The 12,301-nt window shown below is 43.1% G+C and carries 11 protein-coding genes; 9 read left to right on the top strand and 2 right to left on the bottom strand.

Features of this window, described 5'->3' with window-relative positions:
* Positions 1-15 precede the first annotated feature (15 nt).
* From mazG to T495_RS0109365, 8 genes are all read left to right on the top strand, one after another.
* Positions 16-891, top strand: coding sequence for a nucleoside triphosphate pyrophosphohydrolase (gene mazG / locus T495_RS0109400; RefSeq protein ID WP_028904574.1), 876 nt, complete (start codon positions 16-18; stop codon positions 889-891).
* Between the two features lie 30 nt (positions 892-921).
* On the top strand, positions 922-1,608 hold the full coding sequence (locus tag T495_RS0109395; RefSeq protein ID WP_028904573.1) for a lipocalin family protein: 687 nt from the start codon (positions 922-924) through the stop codon (positions 1,606-1,608).
* Positions 1,609-1,624: 16 nt separating this feature from the next.
* Complete coding sequence (locus T495_RS0109390) at positions 1,625-2,539, top strand: ribonuclease Z (RefSeq protein ID WP_033148483.1); 915 nt, start codon at positions 1,625-1,627, stop codon at positions 2,537-2,539.
* A gap of 87 nt (positions 2,540-2,626) precedes the next feature.
* The gene (locus T495_RS0109385; RefSeq protein ID WP_028904571.1) at positions 2,627-2,929 is read left to right on the top strand and encodes a T9SS type A sorting domain-containing protein; all 303 of its coding nucleotides are present in this window, start codon (positions 2,627-2,629) and stop codon (positions 2,927-2,929) included.
* Positions 2,878-4,368, top strand: a complete 1,491-nt coding sequence (locus T495_RS0109380) for a L,D-transpeptidase family protein (RefSeq protein WP_197020379.1) — start codon at positions 2,878-2,880, stop codon at positions 4,366-4,368. Before T495_RS0109385 ends, T495_RS0109380 begins: the two co-directional genes overlap by 52 nt.
* Positions 4,338-4,835, top strand: coding sequence for an RNA polymerase sigma factor (locus T495_RS0109375; protein ID WP_036916210.1), 498 nt, complete (start codon positions 4,338-4,340; stop codon positions 4,833-4,835). Before T495_RS0109380 ends, T495_RS0109375 begins: the two co-directional genes overlap by 31 nt.
* A gap of 31 nt (positions 4,836-4,866) precedes the next feature.
* Positions 4,867-5,238, top strand: coding sequence for a hypothetical protein (locus tag T495_RS0109370; protein WP_033148482.1), 372 nt, complete (start codon positions 4,867-4,869; stop codon positions 5,236-5,238).
* A gap of 32 nt (positions 5,239-5,270) precedes the next feature.
* The gene (locus tag T495_RS0109365) at positions 5,271-5,759 is read left to right on the top strand and encodes a hypothetical protein (protein WP_231480268.1); all 489 of its coding nucleotides are present in this window, start codon (positions 5,271-5,273) and stop codon (positions 5,757-5,759) included.
* Here the strand turns inward: T495_RS0109365 and nth are convergent.
* Positions 5,749-6,384, bottom strand: a complete 636-nt coding sequence (nth, locus tag T495_RS0109360) for an endonuclease III (protein ID WP_028904567.1) — start codon at positions 6,382-6,384, stop codon at positions 5,749-5,751. The genes T495_RS0109365 and nth overlap by 11 nt on opposite strands.
* Position 6,385: 1 nt before the next feature.
* Positions 6,386-7,264 (bottom strand): UbiA prenyltransferase family protein, encoded by an 879-nt coding sequence (locus T495_RS0109355; RefSeq protein ID WP_028904566.1) that lies wholly within the window; start codon positions 7,262-7,264, stop codon positions 6,386-6,388.
* A gap of 290 nt (positions 7,265-7,554) precedes the next feature.
* Here T495_RS0109355 and T495_RS0109350 point away from each other — a divergent pair.
* On the top strand, positions 7,555-12,301 hold a 4,747-nt coding region (locus tag T495_RS0109350; RefSeq protein ID WP_197020378.1), incomplete at its 3' end, for a leucine-rich repeat domain-containing protein.

Raw genomic sequence — 12,301 nt, 5'->3', positions numbered from 1 at the left:
GAAAATGATTGTTTTATGCATACAAAAGAAGAAAAAATGCAGGCTTTCGGTCGGTTTCTTGACGTTTTAGACGCGTTAAGGGCTAATTGTCCTTGGGACAAAAAACAAACAAACGAGAGCCTTCGCCCCAATACCATCGAGGAGACTTACGAGCTCTGCGATGCTCTCATTAAGAATGATATTCCTGATATTTGTAAGGAGTTAGGCGATGTATTGCTGCACATCTGTTTCTATGCCAAGATAGCAGAGGAGAAAGAACAGTTTGATATGGCCGATGTCTGCAATGCCCTGACACGCAAGATGATAACCCGTCATCCGCATGTATATCATCCTTCGCAGATTGATGCCGAAGATCCCAAACCACTGCCCTTTGTTCCAAAGGAGGTGAACGGTGAACAGGGAATAGTGAATAGTGATTCTGCAAAGGTAACGACTGTCGGTCAGGTGCTTGAAAATTGGGAACAGATTAAACTCAAGGAAAAAGATGGCAATAAATCTGTACTCGCTGGTGTGCCCGATGCTTTGCCTTCGCTCATTAAGGCTTATCGTATTCAGGATAAAGCCCGCAATGTAGGCTTTGACTGGGAAGACCGTCAGGATGTGTGGAAGAAAGTACGCGAAGAACTGGCAGAGTTGGAAGTGGAACTCAATCGGGAAGATAAAGAAAAATCAACTGAAGAGTTGGGCGATTTCCTGTTCAGTGTGATCAATGCGGCGCGCTTGTATAAGCTCAATCCGGATAATGCCCTTGAGAAGACCAATCGTAAGTTTATCGATAGGTTTAACTATATCGAGGCGCATAGCATCAAGATTGGCAAACCCTTGAAAGATATGACCTTAGGTGAAATGGACGCTTTGTGGAATGAAGCGAAAACAGCCTTAAAGTCCTGAAGTCCGTTGCAAAAAAACAAAAACGAAGATATGAAAAAGTTAGTTTTTCTGAGTGTGGCAATAGCCGTTGTGATGTTGATGAGTTGTGGTGGCGGTGGTCGTCATCAGGCTGAGCGTGAAGAGGATACGGTTGATGTGAACGATCTGATTCGCGATCACACCATTTATGGCCTCTGTAGTGGTATTCCTTCGGCTTCTCAGTTGAAGTTGTTGACGGATAACGGCGATACGCTGACGCTCGATATCACGCGTGCCAGAAGTGAACATCAGTTGTTGGGCTCCTTCAGGGTGGGCGATCGCTTGGCAGTGATGACCAATAAAGCAAAGACCGTAGCCACAGAGGTTATCAATGTCAACCTGTTGCTGGGCGATTGGGTGATGCCTGATCCGCTGGATGGCAGCGATGAGGTTGGTATCCGCATCAAGGAAGGTGGTGTGGCAGAGTCTATTGAGATGACCAATATCACCTATCGTACATGGCGAATCTTTAATGGAAAACTGGAGATAACCTCTATCCGTGAGAGTGGTGGTGAAGGTGAGGAAACTAACTTCTATAATATTCTGAAACTCTCCTCGGATACCCTGATATATAAGACCATCGGAAAGCCTCAGGATGAGGAGGAAACCCTGGAGTACACCCGTTGGCGCGAAAAACCACTTCCTGATCTGCATGGTTTGAAGCTGGAAGAGCATCAGGATGAGTTCATGAAAATGTAAACAAACGTCAGAAAAATTGGAACCATTTAAAGTTCATATATTAGGATGTGGGAGTGCACTTCCCACACTCCGTCATAATGCCTCTTCGCAGGTGGTTGAGGTACGTGAGAAGGTGCTGATGCTGGATTGCGCGGAAGGCACGCAGATGCAGTTGCGTAGATGTCGGGTGCGTTTCACCAAACTCAGTCATGTATTTATCACCCATCTGCATGGCGATCATTGCTTCGGTTTGATTGGTATGATTTCCACTTTCGGTTTGTTGGGTCGCACAGCCAAACTGCATGTCCATGGACCGAAGGAGTTAGGTGACGAACTGGCCCGCCAGCTGAAGTTCTATACCCATGATTTAGGGTTCGAAGTGGTCTTTTATCCGGTCGATACCACCCAGCGTGCGGTGGTCTTTGAGGATCGGAGCATCACAGTCGAAAGCATCCCATTGATTCATCGCATGCCGTGTTGTGGCTACCTGATTACTGAGAAGCCTTCCCAGCCGCATATCCGTCGCGATATGATGGAGGCTTACGGGATTCCCAATTCACAGGTGAACAACATCAAATGCGGTGCCGATTGGACAACACCCGATGGTGATGTGATTCCTAACGAGCGACTGGTGATGCCTGCTGACCCGGTGCGTAGTTATGCTTATCTGTCGGATACCCGCTATATTCCAGAGCTTTGGCAACAGGTGAAGGGTGTGAGCACCCTCTATCATGAGAGTACCTATGGCGATGACCATCTGCCACAGGCAGAGAAATATTGTCATTCCACAGCCCGTCAGGCAGCTATGGTGGCGCGCGATGCCGGGGTGGGGAAACTGCTGTTGGGCCATTATAGCTCGCGCTATGAGGACGAGACGGTATTGCTCAATCAGGCTAAAGAGGTGTTCGAAAACAGCTATTTAACCAACGAAATGGATGTTTTCGATGTCTGAAAAGTCAGAAAAGCCATTTTTTTAGCTTAAAATTTGGCTGTTTCGAAAGAATTTCCTAACTTTGCGCCAACTATAGATAGATTGCTTATGCGTAGACTTATACTTATCTCAACCATATTGTTCCTGCTGGCAGCCCCTGTTCTGGCTGTTGGCATGCTGATGGATCCAGCGCCTTCTGCGCAAGTCGATGGGCCATCGGTTGCTGTTGATGGGCGAACGGTGACGGTTAGTGGTGCTCAGGGCGAAAAGCTTCAGGTAGTATCATTAACTGGTCGATTGGTGGCAGAGTATGATATTGATGCCCCTGTACAGCGTGTGGAACTTAATCTGTCTAAAGGGTGTTACATATTAAGGGTAGGCAAAGTAGTCCGCAAGATATCCATCCGATAATCTTCGGTTTGTTGAGCATCTGTTGGTTGCTGACTTCCTGTTTTGGAAGTGGGGGTAACGAATTGACGGAGGCTGAACGTTCGGCATTTGGTGAATATGTTAATCAGATGGACAGCACGCTTTCTGGCGTGTGGTTCGATCGTATGGGGGTATCCGAAGATGCCGATTCGTTGCTGTCTTACCTGAACCGTGAACTGCCTCGTAATGGTTTGGATACGGCGGCATTCTTTGTGCCTGAGATAGCCAGGGATCTGGAGATAGTACATACCCTTGCTTTCGATTCTGTCGGTGTCAGCATCAATGAGGTTCTTCCCCGTTTGGAGGCTCATCTCACTAAGGCTTATATCCGTTATGCCACTGGTCAGCGTTATGGTTTTATGCGTCCTCGCGTCTTTAACCGTATGGATCCCAAGGTGGGCAATCCTGATACCTTTGCCCGTGTGTTCGATTATGAAGCTGCTGCACCTGATACAACCGAGGCTGCCAAGAAGGTGAAGGAGGATGATAGGATGTCGTATCTTGTTTCGTCGGCTCCTGATACCTATATATATCAGGCACTCCTCAGTGAGATGGATAAGACTACCGATGCCGAGAAACGCCGCATACTGGCAATCAACATGGAGCGCTGCCGTTGGCAGATAGCACATCCGGAGGCTAACAAGCGGCAGATACTGGTAAATATTCCTGCCCAGCATTTGTGGGCGATTGGTGGCGACTCTGTGCTCGATATGCGTATCTGCTGTGGCGCTGTACCTACCAAGACGCCTTTGCTGCATAGTGCCATCAGTTATATGCAGATTAATCCGGAGTGGGTCATCCCGCAGAATATCGTCAAGACCGAAGTGTTGAACCATGCTGGTGATTCGGCCTATTTTGCTCGTAACCGTTATTTTATTATTGACAAGGAATCGGGCGATACCCTCAATGTGAGCGATGTAGGTACCAGTTCCATGCTTTCAGGCAAGCTGCGTATCAGTCAGCGGGCTGGGGTAGGCAACTCCTTGGGGCGCATTGTGTTCCGTTTCCCAAACAATTTCTCGATTTATCTGCACGACACCAATAACCGCGGTGCTTTCCAGCGCGATCGTCGCACTTTATCACATGGTTGTGTCCGTGTGCAGAAACCATTCGAGCTGGCTTGCTATCTGTTGCCTGATGCTGATGAGTGGACACGCGAGAGCATCCGTATCTCGATGGATATGACGCCTGTGACTGATCGTGGCCGCAACTGGGTTCGTCAGCATGCCAACGCTCAGCGTCCGTTTAAGCTGATATCCTATCGGGATGTGAAGCCACATGTGCCTCTATACATATTATATTATACAGCCTTCCCGAATCCTAAGACGGGTGCCATCGATTATTTGCCCGATCTGTATGGATTCGACAAGGTGATTAGTAAGGAATTGAAATGGATAAGCGGAGAGAGTTCGAGTCGATAGTAAAAGAATATAGCGAACAGCTGTATTGGATGATACGTCGCATCGTGCTCACGCATGACGATGCCAACGACGTGCTTCAGAATACTTTTCTGAAGGCCTGGAATGCATTCGATAGTTTCCAGGGCGGGTCGAAGGTGTCAACCTGGTTATCCCGCATTGCCATTAATGAAAGTCTCGACTTCTTACGTCGCAATAAGTTTGTGGCTTCAGCTTCGTCCGAGGATTTATCAGTGGCCAATGCCTTGTTGGCTGATGATTATTTCGATGGTAGTGAGACCGAGGCGATGCTCCAGGAGGCTATCGCTCAGTTGCCAGATGTGCAGCGAACGGTGTTTAATCTTCGCTATTATGAAGAGATGAAATACAGTGAGATGAGTAAGGTGCTTAACACTTCGGAAGGGGCGCTGAAAGCCTCGTATCATATCGCGGTGAAAAAGATTACTGATTTTTTTAAGGCACGCGATTAAACTATTTGGATATCAATACGTCATATATACGATGAACGAAGAAATGTACATACAGGAGAAGGTTGGAAAGCGGAATCCATTCCGTGTTCCAGAGGGTTATTTCGACAACCTGACTGCCCAGGTGATGCAGAATCTGCCTGAGCAGCCTCAGCAGCGTCGTGCTAAGTCTGTATTCGTGCGTCCTGTATTCTATGCAGCGGCGAGTGTGTGTGCTTTGTTGGTTGCAGGAGCCGCTTGGATGTGGCAGTCGAAAGCCGATACAACAGCTGTTACTGCCGTTCAAGCTAAGGTTGAAAATCGTTCGCAACAATCTGAGAATGAAGAGTATATGGATGAAGCTGCTGATTATATGATGCTTGATAATCATGAGATATACTCATACTTAGCAAGTGCGAGTGAGTAATAGTTATTGAATAGTGAAGAGTGAATAGAAAAATGAATATAGATATCAAACGAGGATGGTTAGTGAGAGTGATGGCGATATTGTTCGTTATGCACTGCTCGCTTTTCACTGCTTCTGCTGAGGAGCAGCAGAAGTTCTCGCCCGAGAAGTTTCAGGCTGATTTAGAACAGTATATTACCAATGAGGCAGGATTGACTGCTGAGGAGACTGCTAAGTTCTTCCCCCTTTACCGTGAGATGCAGCAGAAGCAGCGTGTGGTTTATAATAAGATGCACGAGCTCTTTAAACTGCCCAAGGATGAGGCTTCTTGCAAGCGTGCCATTCAGCGTCGCGACCAGTACGAGATAGAGTTGAAGCAGATTGCGCAGACCTATCATAACAAATTCCTGCGTGTACTCCCTGCTTCAAAGGTTATCCGTACGATTATTGCCGAGGATAAGTTCCACCGTCGTGCATTCCGCAATTGGGGCAATCACAACCGTGGCGAAGGGCATCATCGTGGTTCGCAGCCTAAGAAATAACCTTTGCACAGTATTTTTCGATCTCGCATTTCTCACAGTGAGGCTTTCTCGCTGTGCAGACATAGCGTCCGTGTAGCAGCAGCCAGTGGTGCGCATTGGGTATATCCTCTTCTGGGATATATTTGGTGAGCGCCATCTCCACCTTATAGGGCGTATTGTCGCTTTTGTTCACTAATCCCAAGCGATGCGCCACGCGGAATACATGCGTATCCACTGCTAAGGTGGCCTTACCAAAGGCTACACTCTGAATCACATTCGCTGTCTTGCGGCCAACGCCCGGTAGGGTGAGGAGCTCGTCGAGCGTACTGGGCACTTCGCCACCGAACTTCTCCATCAGTACACGTGCCATCTCTACCAGATGCTTGGCTTTGGCATTCGGATACGACACACTTCTGATCCACTCAAAGATGTCTTCTTCCTCTGCTTCTGCCATCGAGGCTGCGTCAGGGTAGTGGGCAAACAGGTCTGGCGTCACTTGGTTGATACGCTTGTCTGTACACTGGGCACTCAGCACAACGGCCACCAGTAACTGGAACGTGCTACCAAAATCCAGTTCGGTAGTTACCAAAGGCATCTTTTCGCGGAAATGCGCTAAAATAGCATCGTATCTTTCTTTCTTTTTCATCTTATAAATAGATAATTACAAAGAATGAGGCTATCCAACCAAGGATGCAGAACTGCACGAAATGGTCTTTTACCAACGATTTGGTTGGGCTACCACTCAGTCCGAACACAATCATATTCTGCAGATAGCGTAGTAAACCCGCTAAAACCCATCCGGACGTAAGGTAGACATAACGGGTGCCTAAGCGATGGATTACTTCTGGCGACATGGTGTACATGATGTAACACACCAAAGTGACAGAAGCAATGATGGCTGTGGCCTCATTGATAAATGTCTTGTTATAGCCTGTTATCGATACGCGAGGCTTTGTGCCTGTTTGTTCGTAGATGCGATAGTCGTCATTACGTTTGGTGAAGGCTAAGAACAGTGTTACCAGGAAAGTCATCATTACCAACCAGTGGGAAATGTAGATATCCGTTGCTATGCCTCCAACTAATACACGCATCACAAAGCCTATGGCAATAATTGATACGTCAAGGATGGCAAACTGCTTCAACTTCAGACAATAGCCGATGTTCATCAGCCAGTAACCAATGATAATGGCGTAGAGGTAAGGCGTATTTACACTCTGTGCCAATGGCAGAATGGCTAACGCACCAATGGTACATAATATCATCATCACATATCCTCCTATCACCGACACCTTGCCTGATGCAATGGGACGATGACACTTCTTGGGATGCTGGCGATCAGCCTCCACATCCTTCAGGTCGTTGAAGCAATAGATAGAACTCGATATCAAACAAAACGACGCAAATACCGCTAAGGTAGGCCAGAAGAATTCCGGCTTCAGCAGATTGGTGCTGAAGAAGATGGGCGCAAACACAAACAGGTTTTTGAGCCACTGCAGCGGGCGAAGTAACTGTATATAATGTATCATAGCTGCAAAGGTAAATGTTTTCTTTGAATTATCCAAAAAAAGTAGGAATAATGTTTGGCAGTGTCAAAGAAAATGTGTATATTTGTAGCCAGATAATCAACAAATATGATTGTTCGAAATATGAATTCCTTCTTAACGTCCCATCTTCCGAAGGAACATCAAATTCTATAATACACCATCTAAGGTCGGTTTATAAATTTATATAAATTTATAGATTTAACATTTAAAATTTGGGAGATATCGATATATTTCTTATCTTTGTCCCCTAAATGACTAATTCTATAAGTGATATGAAAAAGATTATACTGTTTGCGATTGGTTTGTTAACATCAGTGACCATGCTGGCTGAAGATTATGACGATGGAACATACACATATACGTATGATCCGGATAAATCGACGGCGACTCTAACAGGTGTGTTGGAGGTACGTAAAAACATAGAGTACGCTGTTATTCCTAGTCAGATATTGGATAAATATCCTGTTACTGCCATAGGAACGGCAGCTTTTAAAGGTTGCTCTAGCTTGAAATTGTTAACACTACCTGAAACACTTATGTCTATAGCTAATAATGCGTTTAGTGATTGTAAAGACTTGAAACATATTTATTGTAAGGTTTTAGATCCCAAAAATAAACTCAAACCCGGAGGTCTGCCATATTGTTCTGATAATAGTTTGGTGACGCTTTATGTTGAATCGCAAGAAAGTAAGGCTAACTACAAAAATGATCCGAATTGGAACTCCAAATATAGTAGAATTTTAGTTGGCCCAATGTCATCTGAACCAATTAACTATAAAAATGGTAGTGATGATGTAACTGGTATGTTTTATGTTTGCGCGGAAGGATCTCAAGAAGCAACGTTGATCACAGGAAAGAATGAAAAGGATATAGTTGTTCCTTCGACTTTTAATATTAGTTCTGGTGAACAAAATATTAAATTTAGAGTTACAGGAATTGACAGACTAGCTTTTTCTGGTTTCGGCGATATTAAAAATATTACAATTTCTGAACATGTAGAAGTGATTGGACCTCAAGCTTTCAATGGTTGTAAACAATTAGAGACTGTCAAATTACCTTCTACTTTAAAATCGATAAAGGAACAGGCCTTCAGTGGATGTGATAATTTAGTCCGTGTCGAATGCACTGCTTCTGCATTTGATATTCCCACTAATGTATTTAGCAATTCCCTTGAAAAAACACTTTATGTTCCTGAACCAGATTTATATCAGACGTATCCAGGATGGCAAAAGTTTACTTATTTCATGGAAGGCACAATAAAGGAGAATGTTACATATACTTCGCCTGAAGGTGTGAAAATGAAATTTATTTGTGCAAAAGAATCAAATCAAGCTACTTTAGTAGAAGTAGAAACAGATGCTAAGGCCGTTACAATACCTTATTCATTCGTGGGCTCAGACAATATTACTTATGTAGTGAAGGTAATTAATAATAATGCTTTCTCAAAAGCAACCTCAATTGAAGAATTGACGTTCTTGGATAGTGATAATGGTGAGAGTGAAAACTTGAAGATAGGAGAAAAGGCACTTAATAGTTGTGAGAATTTGAAGATACTTATTTTACCAGAACGACTTGATAGAATAGGTAAGGAGGCTTTCAATTCTTGCAGTAGGTTGGCTTATGTCTATTTTAAGAGTGTCCCATCTTCAATAGGAACAACTTCCATATTTGCAGAAGATACTAGAAAAAATGCTACATTGTTTGTAAACGAAACTTCAGATCCTGCAGCGCTGAAATTCACCCACTTTACTCTATGTACAAGCATGAGCGTATTTTATGATAATAAAATGAAATATGTAGGATGGACAACATCATCTGGAAATGAAGCAATATTAATTAAAGGTGACAAAGACTTTAATGGGGCATTCTCTTCGCAAGTTCCAAATAATAATATTTATTACGACTTAGTTAGAATTGGCGAGTCTGCTTTCTATGAAAATAATTCATCTATTGGGTCTTTTGAAACTTTAACAATACCATCAAAAGTCAAGACTATTGGGGCAAATGCGTTCATGAATCATTCACAATTGAAAGAGGTTATATGCCCTCCAAGTTTGATAGGTATTGGCGAGAAAGCTTTTTGGGGATGCGGTAATTTGATAAATATTAGTTTAGGCGGCATAGAAACTATTGGTGGTAATGCTTTCAGAGATTGTAAAAAACTAGAAATGCTTATTATACCATCAAGTATAAAATCAATTAGGGGTAGTGCCTTTGCTGGTTGTGATAAACTTATAGAAGTTCAATGTAATAAAGAAGAACCGATAGAAATTGGTGTTGACGAATCCTCCCCATTCCCAAATACTGACATTATATTATATATACCTCAGTCTACTGGTAATAATAAGAATCAGTATAGGGAAAAAGGATGGAATTTCCCCAATATCTATTATGGAGAGAGAAAGTATCATGATGAGGAAGGGCTGAGATATGTATATGGTGCCGATGATAATTATGCAGCATTGCTCAAAAACTTGAATACATCAGGAGAGAGTGCATTTATTGCATCTATTAAGCCTTCTATATTAGACGGCAGTAAAACGGTTAATCTCATTGCAAGACGTGCCTTTGAAAACAATCAATTACTTAAAACAGTGAGCATTCCCAATGGAATAGAAAGAATTGGAGATTATGCTTTCAGAAACTGTAAGGTTTTAGAGAATATTGTTTTGCCATCTAATCTAAAGACTATTGGCAAATACGCATTTGAGAGCAATAATAAACTTAAGATTGTAGATATTCCAGAAGGTACTACTAAAATTGGAGCTCAAGCATTTTATAATTGTGCATCATTGGAAGAGGTTATATTGCCATCTACACTTACAACCATAGGTAGTATTGGGGATGAAGCGTTTAATCTATGTAACAATATTACAACTATTACGAGTAGAATAGAAAATCCGTTTGAAATTAGTTCTGAAGTGTTCACTTCCCCTAAGATTTCGAAAATATATTTGCCTAATGGCAATAAAGCTGAATATTTAAAAACTGCTGGTTGGAAAATATTCGAAAAGGATAAATTTATAGAAGGAGAAGTATTTGATGCACCTGATAATAATTACTCTGCTATGGTTTATAAATGTCAAATAGTGGGTGATAATAAAACGGCAACATTGATTCAAGTAACACAGACAGGCCAATTGGAGACTCTTCCAATACCAAAGAGTGTTTCCTTAACAAATAGTGTTGGTCATATATATGATAATGTATTAGTAACAGCGATAGGTCCCTCTGTCTTCAAGACGAATACCGATAAGGGCAATATCAAGACAATCGATATTCAGGCAGATATTGAGAGCATCGGTGCAAATGCTTTCCAGGGCAGTGAAAATCTGGAAGAAGTGAAACTTCCTTCGAGTGAGACACCAACCCTGGTTTCTATAGGTGCATATGCTTTCCAGAAATGTAAAAGTTTGTATAAGATTCCGTTCCCATCAAGTCTGACCTCTATCGGTGATTATGCTTTCAGTGATACCAAACTGCCAGAGTTGCGTTCCGATAACATCAAGACTATCGGAGTCGGTGCCTTCAGCGGCAGCAAGGTTAAGGAGGTTCATCTGGGTGTTGTTGAGAAAATCGGCGAGAATGCTTTCCAGAATTGTAGTAACCTGAATAAGATATGGCTTCCCAATACTCTGACTACAATTGGTGAAAGTGCCTTTGACAATTGTAATGCAATATCTCATGTAATTAGCAAGATGGAGTATCCATCTGCAATGAATTATAATATATTCTCTATCCCTGAAAATAATAAAGCTACATTGTTTGTTCCCTCAAAGACTGGTTATACAACAGGCAGTTGGACTCAGTTCTCGAATGTAGTAGAAATGGGAGCAGGTGATTATGTTACCGATACTGAGGAGAACGGTATGATTTTCGCTTGTTATACAGTGAAAGGTGATGATACTTCGAAATACGCAATCCTGACGAAGTCTAAGAATACAAGTATTTCCGAAGCCTTGATAAAAGAGAAAGTCAATAATGATGAGTATACTGTGCGCTCAATCGGAAAATATGCGTTCCAGAATTGCTCGCAAATTACAAAGGTTGAGTTGCCTAAGACTCTGACCTCGATAGATGCACAAGCTTTTGCAGGCTGTTCAACAATCAAAGAGATTGTTTCCGATGTTGTAAAAGCATTTAATATCCCAGAAAATGTATTTGATGGTAATGTATATGCTGGCACGCTGTTGTATGTCCCAGATGAAGGTATAGGAAGTTATACGGCTGAGGATTCAGGTGGCTGGCAGCGGTTCCAAAATAAAGTGAAGGGCAAATGGGAAGAGAGTGATTACCTTGCATACCAAGGTAGTATGTTCAAGTACCGTTACCATACTAGTAAGAAGGATGCGACAGTAATCGGCATCACCTTCCCTGGTGACGGTAGCAAGACCGAACTTGAGATCCCAAGCTCAGTTGTAATTAAGAATAAGGAAGGTAAAGAGATAAGTTATTATGTAAATATCATCTCTCCTTCAACTTTTGACAACAAGGACAAGGTCCAGAGTCTTGTCATCAAGGAGAAGACCTGGACAGAATCAGACGGCATTGACAAGGCAGGTATTGAGATCATTGACGAGAATGCTTTCTCAGGCTGTACTAACCTGATGAGTGTAGTTCTTCCATCGAGTGTATCTGAGATAGGTAAGAATGCCTTCAAGGGTTGTAGCAAGCTTGCCTCGGTGAACCTTTCTCAACTGTCAAAGCTTACCTCTATAGGTGAGTCTGCTTTCAGCGGTTTATCTAAGTTGGAGGAGCTTCATCTTCCAGCAGGTGTAGAGAAGATTGGAACCAGTGCTTTCCAGAGCTGTAGTAGTCTGAAGAAGGTATGGCTTCCTGCTAATCTGACTGAGATCGGCAAGCAGGCCTTCGACGGCTGCAGCAAGCTGACCCATGTCAGCATTGATGCGAAGACAATGCCAAGTACTCTGAGCGAGGTTGTTCCCGATGGCAGCAGTGCTTTACTGTTTGTTCCTAATGGTAAGAAGGATGTCTATGAGAATAAGACCGGTTGGCAGT

The organism is Prevotella sp. P6B1 (assembly GCF_000702825.1).
Taxonomy (GTDB): domain Bacteria; phylum Bacteroidota; class Bacteroidia; order Bacteroidales; family Bacteroidaceae; genus Prevotella.
This window is presented reverse-complemented; position numbering and strand designations above follow the sequence as displayed.

Excerpts from the sequence above, each read along its gene's own strand:
- mazG (WP_028904574.1), top strand. The coding sequence starts at position 16 with ATGCATACAAAAGAAGAAAAAATGCAGGCTTTCGGTCGGTTTCTTGAC.
- T495_RS0109395 (WP_028904573.1), top strand. The coding sequence starts at position 922 with ATGAAAAAGTTAGTTTTTCTGAGTGTGGCAATAGCCGTTGTGATGTTG.
- T495_RS0109385 (WP_028904571.1), top strand. The coding sequence starts at position 2,627 with ATGCGTAGACTTATACTTATCTCAACCATATTGTTCCTGCTGGCAGCC.
- T495_RS0109375 (WP_036916210.1), top strand. The coding sequence starts at position 4,338 with ATGGATAAGCGGAGAGAGTTCGAGTCGATAGTAAAAGAATATAGCGAA.
- T495_RS0109370 (WP_033148482.1), top strand. The coding sequence starts at position 4,867 with ATGAACGAAGAAATGTACATACAGGAGAAGGTTGGAAAGCGGAATCCA.
- T495_RS0109365 (WP_231480268.1), top strand. The coding sequence starts at position 5,271 with ATGAATATAGATATCAAACGAGGATGGTTAGTGAGAGTGATGGCGATA.
- nth (WP_028904567.1), bottom strand. The coding sequence starts at position 6,384 with ATGAAAAAGAAAGAAAGATACGATGCTATTTTAGCGCATTTCCGCGAA.
- T495_RS0109355 (WP_028904566.1), bottom strand. The coding sequence starts at position 7,264 with ATGATACATTATATACAGTTACTTCGCCCGCTGCAGTGGCTCAAAAAC.